The organism is Rhizobium sp. CAU 1783 (genome assembly GCF_054551725.1).
The window spans coordinates 55,265-70,040 of sequence record NZ_JBTOLM010000004.1 but is presented as its reverse complement, the minus strand read 5'-3'; the positions used below and the strand labels follow the sequence as shown (position 1 = coordinate 70,040).

The 14,776-nt window shown below is 57.9% G+C and carries 16 protein-coding genes; 6 read left to right on the top strand and 10 right to left on the bottom strand.

All coding sequences use genetic code 11. The annotated features are described in order from the left end of the window. Positions 1–5: 5 nt before the first annotated feature. The 8 genes from ACX93L_RS16785 to hemE form a co-directional block, all read right to left on the bottom strand. A complete protein-coding gene (locus ACX93L_RS16785; protein ID WP_459405886.1) occupies positions 6–887 on the bottom strand; it encodes a ParB/RepB/Spo0J family partition protein in 882 nt (293 codons plus the stop codon). 30 nt (positions 888–917) lie between these two features. Further along, positions 918–1,712 (bottom strand): ParA family protein, encoded by a 795-nt coding sequence (locus tag ACX93L_RS16780; protein WP_459405885.1) that lies wholly within the window; start codon positions 1,710–1,712, stop codon positions 918–920. Next, a complete protein-coding gene (gene rsmG, locus ACX93L_RS16775) occupies positions 1,709–2,365 on the bottom strand; it encodes a 16S rRNA (guanine(527)-N(7))-methyltransferase RsmG (RefSeq protein WP_459405884.1) in 657 nt (218 codons plus the stop codon). Before rsmG ends, ACX93L_RS16780 begins: the two co-directional genes overlap by 4 nt. A gap of 2 nt (positions 2,366–2,367) precedes the next feature. Next, a complete protein-coding gene (gene mnmG, locus ACX93L_RS16770; RefSeq protein ID WP_459405883.1) occupies positions 2,368–4,239 on the bottom strand; it encodes a tRNA uridine-5-carboxymethylaminomethyl(34) synthesis enzyme MnmG in 1,872 nt (623 codons plus the stop codon). A 57-nt stretch (positions 4,240–4,296) separates the two neighbouring features. Continuing rightward, positions 4,297–5,628: a tRNA uridine-5-carboxymethylaminomethyl(34) synthesis GTPase MnmE gene (gene mnmE, locus ACX93L_RS16765; protein ID WP_459405882.1), complete on the bottom strand. Its 1,332-nt coding sequence runs from the start codon at positions 5,626–5,628 to the stop codon at positions 4,297–4,299. Positions 5,629–5,733: 105 nt separating this feature from the next. Next, a complete protein-coding gene (gene rho / locus ACX93L_RS16760) occupies positions 5,734–6,999 on the bottom strand; it encodes a transcription termination factor Rho (protein WP_185808999.1) in 1,266 nt (421 codons plus the stop codon). Between the two features lie 192 nt (positions 7,000–7,191). Next, positions 7,192–7,734 carry a protoporphyrinogen oxidase HemJ gene (hemJ, locus tag ACX93L_RS16755; RefSeq protein WP_459405881.1) on the bottom strand — a complete coding sequence of 181 codons (543 nt, stop codon included), beginning with the start codon at positions 7,732–7,734 and terminating at the stop codon, positions 7,192–7,194. Between the two features lie 2 nt (positions 7,735–7,736). After that, positions 7,737–8,771 (bottom strand): uroporphyrinogen decarboxylase, encoded by a 1,035-nt coding sequence (gene hemE / locus ACX93L_RS16750; protein WP_459405880.1) that lies wholly within the window; start codon positions 8,769–8,771, stop codon positions 7,737–7,739. A 403-nt stretch (positions 8,772–9,174) separates the two neighbouring features. On the opposite strand from hemE, the gene ACX93L_RS16745 reads away from it, so the two are divergent. From ACX93L_RS16745 to dnaQ, 5 genes are read left to right on the top strand one after another with little or no spacing between them, the layout of a single operon-like run. After that, positions 9,175–9,996 (top strand): pyruvate, water dikinase regulatory protein, encoded by an 822-nt coding sequence (locus ACX93L_RS16745; protein ID WP_169594005.1) that lies wholly within the window; start codon positions 9,175–9,177, stop codon positions 9,994–9,996. 40 nt (positions 9,997–10,036) lie between these two features. Then, entirely contained in the window at positions 10,037–10,636 is a 600-nt protein-coding gene (locus ACX93L_RS16740; protein ID WP_459405879.1) for a Maf-like protein, read from the top strand. Further along, the gene (locus ACX93L_RS16735) at positions 10,629–11,486 is read left to right on the top strand and encodes a shikimate dehydrogenase (protein WP_459405878.1); all 858 of its coding nucleotides are present in this window, start codon (positions 10,629–10,631) and stop codon (positions 11,484–11,486) included. The genes ACX93L_RS16740 and ACX93L_RS16735 overlap by 8 nt, the downstream gene beginning before the upstream one ends. Next, positions 11,486–12,082 carry a dephospho-CoA kinase gene (gene coaE / locus ACX93L_RS16730; RefSeq protein ID WP_459405877.1) on the top strand — a complete coding sequence of 199 codons (597 nt, stop codon included), beginning with the start codon at positions 11,486–11,488 and terminating at the stop codon, positions 12,080–12,082. Before ACX93L_RS16735 ends, coaE begins: the two co-directional genes overlap by 1 nt. Before the next feature lie 4 nt (positions 12,083–12,086). Further along, on the top strand, positions 12,087–12,794 hold the full coding sequence (gene dnaQ / locus ACX93L_RS16725) for a DNA polymerase III subunit epsilon (RefSeq protein WP_459405876.1): 708 nt from the start codon (positions 12,087–12,089) through the stop codon (positions 12,792–12,794). Positions 12,795–12,855: 61 nt separating this feature from the next. Here dnaQ and secB read toward each other — a convergent pair whose 3' ends face one another. After that, positions 12,856–13,329, bottom strand: coding sequence for a protein-export chaperone SecB (secB, locus tag ACX93L_RS16720; RefSeq protein WP_169593121.1), 474 nt, complete (start codon positions 13,327–13,329; stop codon positions 12,856–12,858). A 90-nt stretch (positions 13,330–13,419) separates the two neighbouring features. Beyond that, positions 13,420–13,926, bottom strand: coding sequence for an FxsA family protein (locus ACX93L_RS16715; RefSeq protein WP_459405875.1), 507 nt, complete (start codon positions 13,924–13,926; stop codon positions 13,420–13,422). 143 nt (positions 13,927–14,069) lie between these two features. Between ACX93L_RS16715 and ACX93L_RS16710 the strand changes: the two genes are divergently transcribed. Next, positions 14,070–14,768, top strand: coding sequence for a Tim44/TimA family putative adaptor protein (locus ACX93L_RS16710; protein ID WP_459405874.1), 699 nt, complete (start codon positions 14,070–14,072; stop codon positions 14,766–14,768). The last annotated feature ends 8 nt before the right edge of the window (positions 14,769–14,776 follow it).

The window sequence follows — 14,776 nt, the reverse complement described above, 5'->3', positions numbered from 1 at the left end:
GAGGCTCACGCGCGCCCTTCGAGCAGACGGCAAATCTCTTCGAGTTGATCGAGCGTCTTGTAGGCGATCTTGATCTGACCGCCATTGCCCTTGTGATTGATGGCAACCGCAAGGCCAAGGCGATCCGTCAGGCTGCGCTCAAGCGCAATGGTATCCGAATCCCTCGGTTCACGCGGCTCGGCCGGCGGCGTGTTCTGAGCCTTGATATGGGTCTGGGCGAGCTTTTCGGCATCACGCACCGAAAGGCCCTTGGATGCGATGGTCTTCGCCAACGTAACCGGATCGGGTGTGGAAACGAGCGCACGGGCATGGCCAGCCGACAGGCTTCCATCGGCGAGCATGTCGCGGACCGGATCAGGCAGCTTCAGCAGACGAAGACTATTGGCCACATGGCTCCGGCTCTTGCCAATAATCTCGCCAAGGTCATTCTGCGTATAGCCGTGCTCGGCAATCAGCTGTTCGTAGCCGAGTGCCTCTTCCAACGGATTGAGATCCGCACGCTGGACGTTCTCGACGATCGCAAGCTCCAGGGCGGTGCGGTCGTCAACATCTCGAACGATCACCGGAATCTCAACCAATCCAGCCAGTTGAGCGGCGCGCCAACGTCTTTCGCCGGCTATGATTTCAAACCTGTCTTTATCGCGGGTCCGCACGACGACCGGCTGGACGATACCATGCTGACGGATCGAGCCGGCCAGATCCTGCAGCTCGGCCTCGTCGAAATAGCGGCGCGGATTCTTCGGATTGCGAGAGACGAATTCGATCGGCACCGTGCGGTCGGGGTTCACGCTGGGGCGCGTCTCGCCGACCGGAACCGGCTGATCCATTTCACCGATCAGGGCCGCCAGACCGCGACCCAGGCGGCGCTTGGAAATGTCGTCACTCATACACTATACCTCGTTACTGGACCGCAAGGCTCAAGCCGCCTTACGCTGTCTTTCCCGCTGGATGACCTCGGATGCCAACTGCAGATAGGCCTGGCTGCCGGCGCACTTCAGGTCATAGAGGATCGCCGGCTTGCCGTAGGACGGCGCCTCAGAAACGCGAACATTGCGCGGAATAAGTGTCGTATAGACCTTTTCACCCAAATGCATGCGCACATCGCTGACCACCTGTTGGGCAAGATTGTTGCGCGCATCGAACATCGTCAGGACGATGCCCTGAATATCGAGGGTCGGATTGACGGTATGGCGTACCTGGTTGATCGTCTCGAGCAGCTGGCTGAGCCCTTCGAGGGCAAAGAACTCGCACTGCAGCGGCACAAGCACCGAATGCGCTGCGGCCATGGCATTCATAGTCAACAGGTTGAAGGACGGCGGGCAATCGAGGAGGACGTAGCTGTACTGCAGGGCATCGTCCGCATTGAGTGCCTTCTTGAGGCGGAAAACACGGTCTGCCTGCTGCGCGATCTCCATTTCAAAACCCAGCAGGTCAAGGGTCGACGGAACGATTGCAAGATTGGGCACGGCGGTATCCAGCGCCGAATCGGCAACGGTATGCGTACCGACCAGTACGTCATAGGAAGAGAGCTTACGATCCCGACGATCGATGCCGAGACCGGTACTGGCGTTGCCCTGGGGGTCGAGATCGACGATCAACACACGCTCACCGATGGCGGCAAGTGCCGTCGCGAGGTTGATCGCGGTCGTCGTCTTGCCGACGCCACCTTTCTGGTTTGCAATCGTGATGATGCGGTTCTTTTCGACGGTCATTCCACACCTGACACTGGTTGAACCCCGCGCGTGACACCGGCCAACTCAAGAATTACTGAATCCGGCTCGATCGCGCTTCTGTGTATTACCAGATCGAAGTCCCAGCGGCCACGCGCTTTGTCGATTTCGGCCTGATAATCCCGGCCTTTGTGAAAATAGCAACGCATGGACGGATTGCGCAAAGCCCAGGGCTCGGCAAAGGCCAACAGCTGATCCAGATCAGCCAACGCCCGAGCCGAGATCGCGTCACATTCACGCAACTTTTCGGCCGCATCTTCAATTCGGATGGCGTGCACGGACCCGCGGGCTCCGGTCTCCGTCAACGCCGTCCGCAGGAAACTGGCCTTCTTGTGGTTGCTTTCGACCAGATCAACCCATCCCTTGCCACTTTCGGTCTGCAGGATAGCAGTAATGACGCCCGGAAATCCCCCGCCACTTCCAAGATCAATCCACCGTTTCGGTTCCGGAGTGATCTTATAGATCTGAGCGCTGTCCGCGATGTGTCGCAACCACATGTTTCCCACAGTCGAAGGTGCGACCAGATTTATCGTGGCAGCCCACTTTTGAAAGAGACTCGCAAAGCGTTCAAGCCTTTCAAACGTTTCACGTGAAACGTTAAGTCCGATGAGATCGGAAATCTGTTTGACAGACATGCTTAACCCGTCTTCCTCAAAGGCTCGTATTTACGCAAATAGCCAATCAGCAGCGAGACGGCTGCCGGTGTCATGCCGTTGATCTTCTTGGCCTGGGCAATGTTTCGTGGCCGAGCAGCGCTCAACTTCAGTCTTAGCTCGTTTGACAGACCGGGCAGCGACTCATAGTCAAAAAGCTCCGGAATGAGGCGGTCTTCCTCTCGTTGAACGTCGGCAATATCTGCCGATTGACGATCAATATAGGCAGAATACAGGGCGTCAATCGACACCGCTTCTGACACCCGAGCCGAAACAGTGGAGAGCTCGGGCCACAAAACGCAGAGGTCACTCCACTGGATGTCGGGATAGGAAAGGAGCTCGCGACCTGAGCGGCGGCGTCCGTCCTGGTTGACCACGATCCCCTTGGCCGCCGCTTCGTTCGGCGTGACGACCAAGCCCTCAAGAACATCCATCGTAGCGACCCGCGCCTTGCGGTATTCATCAAACCGCTTCCTACGCTCCAGACCGACGCAGCCAAGCTCAAGACCGACCGGCGTAAGGCGCATATCAGCATTGTCAGAACGAAGCGTCAGACGATACTCCGCTCGAGATGTAAACATCCGATAGGGCTCTGTCACGCCATTTGACGTCAGATCGTCAATCATCACCCCGATATAAGACTGGGTGCGACTAAAAACGTAGCCACCCTGACCGCAAGCGAGGCGCGCGGCATTCAGGCCGGCAACGAGACCTTGCGCAGCGGCCTCCTCATAACCGGTCGTTCCATTGATCTGGCCTGCCAGGAAAAGACCGGGGATCCTCTTGACCTCCAGTGTCGGACCCAGTTCACGCGGATCGACATAGTCATATTCAATAGCATATCCGGGCTGAAGAATTCGAACCTTCTCCAGTCCAGGGATCGTTCGGATATAAGCTTCCTGAACATCTTCAGGAAGCGACGTAGAAATTCCGTTTGGATAAACAGTATCGTCGTCCAATCCCTCCGGCTCAAGAAAAATCTGATGGCCGTCGCGATCACCAAATCGCATAATCTTGTCTTCAATGGACGGACAATATCGCGGTCCAACGCCTTCAATTTGACCGGAATACATCGCCGATCGATGTATATTACTCCGAATGACGTCATGCGTTGCCACCGTCGTGCGCGTAATACCACAGGCGATCTGTGGATTGGCTATTTTTTCCGTCAAGAACGAGAATGGTATCGGATCCGAATCGGCTTCCTGCCGGTCCAGCGACGCCCAGTCGATCGTCTTGCCATCCAGGCGCGCCGGCGTCCCGGTCTTCAACCGACCAAGCTCCAACCCAGCCGAAAGCAATACCTCGCTCAGGCCCAAAGAAGGTGCTTCACCAACGCGCCCTGCCGGAATCTTGACGTCACCGATGTGGATCAGGCCCCGCAGGAACGTACCGCTGGTAACCACGATCGCCCGACAGCCAATCTCCCTTCCGTCGGATAATTGAACAGCGCGGATCCCATCCTCGTCGCGAGTGAAGGAAACCACATCCCCTTCAACGATCGTCAAACCCTCTGTCTCCGCAAGGGCCAACTGAACGGCGTTGCGATAGAGCTTGCGATCTGCCTGGGTCCGCGGCCCCCACACAGCCGGCCCCTTCTTTCTGTTCAGCATGCGAAACTGAATGCCGCCGAAGTCCGCGCAGCGCCCCATGATACCATCGAGCGCGTCAATCTCGCGGACAAGGTGGCCCTTTCCGAGGCCGCCTATGGCAGGATTACAAGACATAGCCCCGATCGTGTCCGCACGGTGTGTCACGAGTGCTGTGCGCGCACCGACACGAGCAGCCGCACTGGCCGCCTCAGCACCAGCATGGCCACCGCCGATGATGACGACATCAAAGTTATCGTCGGTCATGTCATTGTCCTCGCTGTGTCCCCGGTTGCAAACGCAGGAATCAGTGTTTCACGTGAATCACTTGCCGACGCAGAACTCCGAAAAGATCTTTCCGAGTAACATCTCTACATCGATCCGCCCGGTGATCCTGCCGAGACAGTCGGAAGCGCGTCTCAGGTGCTCGGCCCTGATCTCCAGACCAAGGTTTTGCCCAGAAATGGCAATTCTCATTTCATCCAGGGCCTCCTGAAGTCGCTGTCCATGCCTCAACCGGCTGGGAATCGCAAGAGAAAACGCGCCCACCCTCTCCTCGACGGATTGTTGAATACGCCGCCTCAGTTCGTCGAGCCCGGCCCCCGTCTCACTGGAAAGCAAAACGTCACACTCTGGTTTCGGATCCGAATCGGTAAGTACGTCGGCCTTCGTCCGCACCACCAAAAACGCCTGGTTGTCTGACAAAGGCACGGAAAACTCCTCGTGGTCCGAAACCTCGACAAGCAGCAGCACAAGATCCGCTTCCTCGAGCTTCTCCAGCGCGCGCGAGATCCCCAACCGCTCAACGGGTTCATCTGTATCCCGCAAACCGGCGGTATCGTAAAAGTGGACAGCGAAACCACCGATATCGAGCTCGCAGTGCAGGACGTCTCGCGTCGTGCCAGCATATTCGGTGACGATCGCCACGTCGCGTCCCGCCAACCTGTTCATCAAGCTCGACTTGCCAGCATTCGGCCTGCCGGCAATAACAACCTTGTAACCGTCCCGAATGATCTCGCCGGTCTTCAGACCCGCCAGGACGTGCTCCAACTCCTCGACCAGCTTCGACATGTCCCCCCAGACCCGCTCGGACACCGATCCGGGGATATCGCCTTCATCGGAAAAATCGAGTTCCGCCTCGATCATTGCACGTACAAATACCAACTTCTCCCGCCAGCCTTCATAGACGGCAGACAGGTGTCCAGAACTCTGTTCGATCGCCAGACGCCGCTGCATCTCGGTGTCGGCTGCAAGGAGGTCCGAAAGGCCTTCAATCTCGACGAGATCCAATTTTCCGTGCTCAAAGGCGCGACGGGAGAATTCACCGGCCTCCGCGAGCCGGCAATCTGGAAAGCCAGAGAGTTCTTCCAACACGGCCCGCACCAGAGCGCGTCCGCCATGTATTTGAAATTCCAAGCAATCTTCACCGGTAAAGGAATTGGGACCGCGAAACCAGAGAACAAGTCCCTGATCCAGCAATAAGCCATTACGGGTACGAATCGCTCGGAGCGCGGCCTGCCGCTGTTCCGGCACAGAACCAGCCATCGCGGTGCAAATGGCTTCGCAGGAAGGCCCGCTGACGCGAACCACCGCGACGCCTGATGGCGGCGCACCGGACGACAGCGCGAAAATTGTTTCCGTTCGGGAAAGGTGCATGGCTATTGGCCTATTCAGTAGCACAGAACATACCGGAACCGAATCGAGCGGCAGGTTGCCCCGCCGCTCGCTCATACGTCACCAAACCTGAATACCTCTATGAGGTCAGGTATTCATCGAGTCGAAGAAATCGCCATTGTTCTTCGTCTGCTTGAGCTTGTCGATCAGGAATTCGATGGCATCGGTAGTGCCCATGGGCGCCAGAATGCGCCGCAGGACAAAGATCTTCTGGAGGTCCTGGCGCGGCACCAGCAGATCTTCCTTGCGCGTACCGGATTTGAGAATGTCCATCGCCGGGAAGATGCGCTTGTCCGCGACCTTGCGATCGAGAACGATTTCGGAGTTACCGGTACCCTTGAATTCTTCGAAGATGACTTCGTCCATGCGGCTGCCGGTATCGATGAGCGCGGTCGCGATGATCGTCAGCGAACCGCCTTCTTCGATGTTACGGGCGGCACCGAAGAAGCGCTTCGGGCGCTGCAGTGCGTTTGCGTCGACACCGCCGGTCAGAACCTTACCGGAAGAGGGGACGACCGTGTTGTAGGCGCGACCGAGACGGGTGATCGAATCGAGCAGGATAACAACGTCGCGCCCGTGTTCGACAAGACGCTTTGCCTTCTCGATGACCATTTCCGCGACCTGCACGTGCCGGACGGCCGGTTCGTCAAAGGTGGAGGACACGACTTCACCGCGCACCGAACGCTGCATGTCGGTGACTTCTTCCGGACGCTCGTCGATCAGTAGAACGATCAGGTAGCATTCCGGATGGTTGGCGGTGATCGAGTGTGCAATGTTCTGCAGCAGTACTGTCTTACCAGTACGCGGCGGCGCGACGATCAAACCGCGCTGCCCCTTGCCGAGCGGGGCGACCAGGTCGATCACGCGCGCCGACAGATCCTTGGACGTCGGAACGTCGAGTTCCATCTTGAAGCGCTCGTTCGGATAGAGCGGCGTCAAGTTGTCGAAATGGACCTTGTGACGGATCTTTTCCGGATCCTCGAAATTGATCGTGTTGACCTTCAAAAGCGCGAAATAGCGCTCGCCTTCCTTCGGGCCGCGGATCGGGCCCTCGACCGTATCGCCGGTCTTCAGGGAGAAGCGGCGGATCTGCGAGGGGGAGATATAGATATCATCCGGACCGGGCAGGTAGTTTGCATTGGCCGAACGCAAGAATCCGAAGCCATCCTGCAGAACTTCAACGACGCCTTCGCCGATGATTTCCACATCCTGGCTGGCAAGCATCTTGAGGATCGCAAACATCAGCTCCTGCTTGCGCATAGTGCTGGCATTTTCAACTTCCAGCGATTCGGCAAACGTCAGGAGATCAGTCGGCGATTTGCTTTTGAGTTCTTGTAGCTTCATTTCAGCCATGAAGAAGGACCACGTTCTATTTTTTTAAGGGGAAGGCGAGCCGGGTGAATTCGGTACGATCCGCGAAGGCCGCAAATGACTGAATGCTACGCAAGCCGATAAGATGAGATGGCGCGAAAATAGCGAGTCCGCCTGTGCCCCGCAAGCGAAAAGCAGAATTTATCGAAAATATCGACCCGTCACCGAACTGATTCAGAACGGTTTGACAATCACCAGCGCGACGATGACGATCATCAAAAGCGTCGGCAACTCATTCATCAGGCGCCAGAAACGCGGTGTCCTGACGTAGTTTCCGTTACCAAAGGACCTCACCGCCTTGGCGAAGTAGCCGTGAACGCCAGAAAGGGCGAACGCCGCGGCAAGTTTCGCATGAAGCCAGCCCCCCTGAAACCCGAAGACAGTCCAGGCGATATAGAGACCCAGAACCCACGAAATGATCATGGCGGGGTTCATGATGACCTTGAGCAGCCGCTCCTCCATGATCGAGAATGTGTGGGCCTGGTCCGAATCCGGCTTACTGTCGCTGTGATAGATGAACAGCCGTGGCATGTACAGCATGCCGGCCATCCAGGAGATCACGGCGATCACATGCAGTGCCTTGATCCAGGGATAAGCCGCATCTGCACCGAAGACTGCCACCGCAACCGCAATTGCTCCAAAGAAAAGCAGCGCCGTGGCAGCCCTGAATGCCGCCTTTCGCCCCGCCTTCGCGCTGGTCTGCCGCTCAGTAGTCACGCCTATACCCCTTTGCCACGAACACGGTTGATCAGCGCCGTCACGTGTTCTGGATCGGCCTGGGGTGTAATGCCGTGGCCGAGATTGAAGATGAGCGGACCGTTGCCGAGCTTGTCCAGAATCCGGTCTACGCCTTCCTCAAGCGCCGTCCCGCCTGCAACGACCCGCATCGGATCGAGATTTCCCTGAACAGGGCCTTCCTTCTGCAATTCGGCTGCAAAGCTCAAGGGTACCGTCCAGTCGAGGCCGATCGCGTCTGCCTTTGTCTTCTGACGATAGTCGCGCAAGAGCAAACCCGCCCCCTTGGCAAAGGCGATGACCTTCGCATCTGGCCGCTGGGCCCGTACGCTGGCGATGATTCGAGCCACCGGCCTGGCGCAGTAGCGATCAAATTCTTCTTCGCCGAGCACGCCGGCCCAGGAATCGAAGATCTGCACAGCATCGGCACCGGCATCGATCTGCGCCACCAGGTAGGTCGCCGACATCTCCGCGAGGAAATTCAGGAGATATTCGAACGCTTCAGGATGGCGGTAGGCGAACAGACGGGCAGGGGCCTGATCCGGCGTTCCATGGCCGGCGATCATGTAGGTGGCAACTGTCCACGGCGCGCCGCAGAAACCGAGAAGCGTGGTCTCAGCAGGGAGGTCGTTCCGAAGACGGCGCACGGTTTCGATCACCGGGTCCAGATGTTTCATGAAATCGCCGGCGACCAGTTGGCGGATACCAATCTCGTCGATCGGGTCCATCTGCGGGCCGTGACCCTCGCTGAACCTCACATTTCGCTTCAAAGCATCCGGGATGACCAGGATATCCGAAAACAGAATGGCGGCATCGAAGGCATAACGACGGATCGGCTGCAGCGTCACCTCGACGGCGAAGTCTGGCGTATAACAGAGATCGAGGAAGCTGCCGGCCTTGGCACGTGTCTCACGATATTCCGGAAGATAGCGCCCTGCCTGTCTCATCAGCCAGATCGGCGGTGGTGTCACGGTCTTGCCGTTCAGGACGCCGAGGATTTTTCGTTCGGGAGTGCTCAAGGCCTAAGCCCTTTCAAAAAAGAAAAGAGAATTGAATCTTCTTCTATTTCTAAGAGTCTGTGAGTATCAAGCTTTAAACCGGCTCCACAGATCCACCCCGAGAAGGTGAGCATTGACGCCACCAGATCAGTTCTCTCACCCGTCTATGGAAAAGTCCGCGAACAATTGCTGTTTCTGTTGGAAATTCAGTACTTTGCTGAATGATCCCTATTGGCATAGTTCTGTGGAAAAGCTGTGAATCTCTTGTGGCTACTGCGGCTTCTTACCACAATCCACAGCCTGCCAAAAAACCGACCCGGCAACCCGCCGATGTGGATAAGTCGGCACTTTTCCTCTTGCCTCCGGCTCGGTCGGACCGCTACCTCTCCTTGTCCGGGATTATCAACAGGTGGGTGAGAAGAACGTGGAGAACCGCAAAAACTTCTTCCATCTTCATCTCATTTCTGACTCGACGGGTGAGACTCTCATCTCCACGGGTCGGGCGGCTGCAGCCCAGTTCAAGTTCTCCAACGCGATCGAGCACGTGTATCCACTGATCCGCTCGAAGAAACAGCTGTTGCCTGTGCTGCAGGCGATCGACGATGAACCCGGCATCGTGCTTTACACCATCGTGGATCCCGATCTTGCGAACCTGCTGGAGACGACATGCCGCGAGATGGGGCTTCCGAGCGTCAATGTCCTTGCGCCGGTCATCGAGAAATTCCAGTCCTATCTCGGGACCCCGTCGCGGGGCAGGGTTGGTGCGCAGCATGTCTTGAACGCTGAATATTTTGCGCGCATCGAGGCACTGAATTTCACGATGGATCATGACGACGGGCAGGCGCCTGACGGTTATGATGAAGCCGACGTTGTTATTATCGGGATCAGCCGAACGTCGAAGACACCGACCAGCATCTACCTTGCCAACCGCGGCATAAAGACGGCCAATATTCCGATCGTTGTCGGTGTCCCTCTGCCGGACAACCTGTTGAAGGCGAAGAAGCCCTTGATCGTCGGATTGATCGCGACATCGGATCGCATTTCTCAGGTCCGCGAAAATCGCGAACTGGGGGCAACGCCCGGCTACGACCGGAGCGACTACACCGATCGGGCGACGATTGCCGAGGAACTGAAGTATGCACGCTCGCTCTGCGCGCGGAACAACTGGCCGCTTATAGATGTGACACGCCGCTCCATTGAAGAGACGGCCGCCGCAATCGTTGCCCTGCGGGTGAAGCTGCGATAAGCCGAATCCCGCATCGTATTGACCAGAGGAGGCGATCGGCATGCCACAGACACTCGTGCTTGCGTCCGCAAGTTCGTCACGCCGGATGTTGATGGAGAATGCCGGGCTCTCTTTTCAGGCCGAAGCGGCGCAGATCGATGAACGAGCGGTAGAGCAAGACATCGCGCACAGGGCCCTCGGTCCGGGTGAACTTGCGCTAGAACTTGCTCTTCGTAAAGCACTGGATGTCAGCACTCGTAATGTGGGTTGCCTGGTTGTCGGCTGCGATCAGACAATGTCGTTGGGCGAGCGTGTCTATCACAAGCCCGTAAACCGCGACGAAGCGCGAGCCAATTTGGCTACGCTGCGGGGCAGGACTCACAGGTTGAACAGTGCTGTGGTGCTGGTAAGCGACGGAAAGGAGATCTGGCGGAATTTGTCGGTTGCCGATCTTACGATGCGCGATTTCTCTGATGCATTCCTGGAGGACTATCTTGATCGATGTGGTGATGCGGTGATGCGAAGCGTCGGCTGTTATCAGCTGGAAGGTATCGGCATCCAGCTCTTCGACGATATTGTCGGTGACTACTTTACCGTCCTGGGCCTACCTCTATTGCCGCTCCTGTCGGAGCTTCGTTCATTAGGGGTGCTGAATGTCTGATTCACGTGAAACAATTAACCATCGGGCTTTCGTCGTCGGCTACCCGATCAAGCATTCGCGCTCTCCGCTGATCCATACCCATTGGCTCAACAAGCTCGCCATCGCCGGCAGTTATGAACGCATTGAGGTAGCGCCGGACGCCTTTGCCGCCTTCGTGAATAGCCTCAAGGACGGAACATGCGACTTCTGCGGTGGCAATGTTACGATCCCTCACAAGGAGACGGCCTATGGTCTCGCTGACCAGACCGACGCGCTTACGGAGGAGCTTGGGGCGGCCAACACCTTATGGCTCGAAGGCGGGCGGCTGATCGCGACGAACACCGACGGCATTGGCTTCTTGGCGAATCTCGATGATCGTCATCCGGGTTGGGATAGAGGGGGCAGCGCCGTCGTCCTCGGTGCTGGAGGCGCCAGCCGCGCAGTGATACAGGCGCTCCGGGAACGCGGCTTTGCCGAGATCCATGTGGTCAACCGGTCGATCGAACGGGCAAGGGAATTGGCCGATCGCTTCGGCGCTAAAGTCCGGGCTCATCCGTTTGCCGCTTGCGGCGAACTGATGACAGGAGCGAACTTCTTCGTCAACACGACCTCGCTCGGAATGGACGGTGAGCCGGCGCCCGAACTGCCGTTCGCTGCTCTTGCCGATGGGGCAGTGGCCACCGACATTGTCTATGTACCGCTGAAGACACCCTTTCTGCTTCAGGCTGAAAGGGTGGGTGTTCCGATCGTCGATGGTCTCGGCATGCTCCTTCACCAGGCGGTACCAGGGTTTGAAAAGTGGTTCGGCAAAAAGCCGGTGGTCGACGCGGAACTCCGCGCCCTGATCATTGCCGACATGGAGAAACATTAATGATCGTGATCGGCCTGACAGGATCGATCGGCATGGGTAAGTCGACCACTGCCGGGCTCTTCGCCGACGCGGGCATCGCAGTCAACGATGCCGATCAGGTAGTCCATGAGCTCTATCACGGCGACGCCGTGGAACCCATCCGTGAGGTCTTCCCCGATGCTGTTATCGAGGGGAATGTCGATCGATCTATCTTGGCGGAGAATCTGGCGAAGAATCCGGCTAAGTTCAAAGAGCTTGAGGCAATCGTTCATCCGCTTGTTCGTGCGCGTGAGGTCGAATTCCTCGAACGACGCCGCGAGGCCGGAGACGATATGGTCGTTCTCGACATTCCGCTCCTTTTCGAAACGGGCGGAGAAAAACGCGTCGATGTTGTCGTCGTCGTGAGTGCAGACGCCGAGGTCCAGAGAAAGCGGGTCCTTGAGCGCCCCGGAATGACGGAGGAGAAATTCGCCATGATCCTCTCCCGCCAGGTTCCGGACGCGGAAAAGCGTCGGCGGGCGAACTTCATTGTCGATACCGGTCGTGGCATAGATGCAGCTCGCCGGCGTGTAGACGAAATCATCGCCGCCTTGCGAGCAGGAAGAAGAGGGGACTGACCCAATGCGCGAAATCGTATTCGATACGGAAACGACAGGCCTCGAATTCAAGAATGACCGCGTCATCGAAATCGGTGGCATCGAGCTTCTGAACCATTTTCCGACCGGCCGCAGCTTCCATGTTTATATCAATCCGGGCGATCGCCGCGTCCATCCGGATGCGCTCGCGGTGCACGGCATCACTGATGACTTCCTCAAGGACAAGCCGCCCTTCGAGCAGATCGTGGAGGAACTGGTGGAGTTCTTCGAAGGCGCGAAGTGGGTCGCTCACAACGCCACGTTCGACATCAACTTCATCAACGCGGAGTTCGAGCGTCTGGGCCGTCCGCCGGTCGCGACCGACCTCGTGGTTGATACTCTGGCACTGGCAAGACGCAAGCATCCGATGGGTCCAAACTCGTTGGATGCGCTCTGCCGTCGATACGGCATCGACAATTCCCATCGAACCAAGCACGGCGCTTTGCTCGACTCCGAACTCCTTGCCGAGGTCTACATCGAAATGCTTGGTGGCCGCCAGGCGGCTTTCGGCTTGATGCCGGCAGAAGGTGGGCGTGCCGGTGCAACGCGCAGCAATGAGGAAGTCGAGATCATCGAGATCAGTTACGACCGTCCGCGGGTATTGCTGCCGCGGGTAAGCCAGGCGGAGATTGACGGGCACGCGGCATTGGTGGCGCGGCTCGGCCAGAAGGCGATCTGGGGCAAGTACAACTGATCCGATACGAAAAAGGCCCGGTCAACCCGGGCCTTTCCATGTGGTCTTATGTGCGCGCCGATCAGTTCGGTGCAGATACCTTCGCCCGGGACTGCTCTTCGGCAACGCGCTGGGCGAACATCTGGGCAAAATCGATCGGGTCGATCATCAGCGGCGGGAAACCGCCGTTGCGCGTTGCATCGGCGACGATCTGGCGGGCAAATGGGAAGAGAAGGCGCGGGCACTCGATGAAGAGGACCGGCAGCATGTGTTCCTGCGGAAAACCGGTGACGCGGAAGACGCCGCCATAGACAAGCTCGCAGGCGAACAGGACCTTGTCGCCATCCTTCGCTTCAGCGTTGAGCGCGAGCACGACATCGAAATCGGATTCCGAGAGCGGGTTGGCGTTGACGTTCACGTTGATGTTGATCGCCGGAGCCTTGTCGCGCGACTGCAGCGACCGCGGAGCGCCCGGATTCTCGAACGAGAGATCCTTGATGTACTGGGCAAGAATGTTGAGGGAAGGGGACTGCGATCCCTGATTTTCGTCTGCCATAGGGCGTTCCTCGCGGCTTGAATTGGTGAGGCCATCTAACATTTCGGCAAAGGCCTTACAACCCTTGCGCCGGACGGCCTCAAGCCCCGCTCAATCTTCGCGTCCGTCGCGCACGGAAGACCAGGGCGACTGGCGGTTCGGTTCGCGTTGATAGTCCTCCGTATCGAGATCGATGACGGTCGAACGGCCGGCATCTTTCTCAGTCGAAGACGTGTTCGAGCGGTAGGAGAAATGGCTTGCCCCTGCAAAGGTCACATGGTGTCGAACAAGTGACCACACGAATTCGCGAACGAAGGGAATGAACAGCAGGATTCCCAGAATGTCGGTGAGAAAGCCGGGAATGAGCAACAGGAAGGCGCCTACCACGATCATCGCGCCGTGGGTGATCTCGCGCGCGGGGCCCTTCTCATTGCGGCTCTCGGTCTGCAGGCGCCGGAGCACGCCCGCGCCCTGAATGCGCAGGAGCAGGAGGCCCGCCGCGCCGGAGAGGATGATGAGGGCAAGCGTCGCGAGGACGCCGATATATTTCCCGACGAAGACGAATGTGGCGATCTCCGCGAGGGGTAGAAGCAGCAGGACCGCCAAAGGTATGCGCATTGTTCTATTCTCCATTCGATCCGCTGTTCACGGACCCGTGCGTGCCACCGTTCAAAGAAAGCCGATTGGCTATTTGAATGATGATCATAGGCAGACTATATGGGTGTCACGAGCGGGAAATTAAACAAGGCCGGCAGATAGCTATGGGATCAAACGATTTTGTCACTCTCTTCTTTCTTGTCGCAGCAGTTCTGATCTTCCTGCAGCTGCGCAGCGTGCTCGGTCGTCGCACCGGCAACGAGAAGCCGCCGTTCGAACCCTATAGCCCGCGCGACCTCGCCAAGGGCCCCGGAAGCGAAGATGGCAAGGTCGTGACCCTGCCGCGCCGCGAGGATGCAGTGGCTGATGAACGCTTCGCCTCGATCGACGGTTTCGCCAAGCCCGGCACACCGCTCAACGACGCGCTGCGCGAAGTCGTCAAGCATGACCCGAACTTCAACCCGAAGGAATTCCTGAACGGCGCCCGGATGGCCTACGAGATGATCGTCATGGCTTTTGCCGATGGCGATCGCAAGACGCTCAAGAGCCTACTTTCGCGTGAGGTGCTGGAAGGCTTCGAAGCCGTCATCGCCGATCGCGAGTCTCGTGGCGAGGTGGTGAAGTCGACCTTTGTCGGCATCGAGAGGGCCGAGATCACCCAGGCTGCTGTGAAGGAGAACGAAGAACTGATCACGGTTCGCATCATCTGCCAGCTCATCACGGCGACCTATGATAAGGCTGGCGCCCTGATCGACGGCGACGCCGAACAGGTCTCCGAGGTGAACGATCTCTGGACCTTTGCTCGCGATGTCCGGTCGCGCGATCCGAACTGGAAGCTCGTCGCTACCGAATCCGAGGCGTAAGGGTCGAG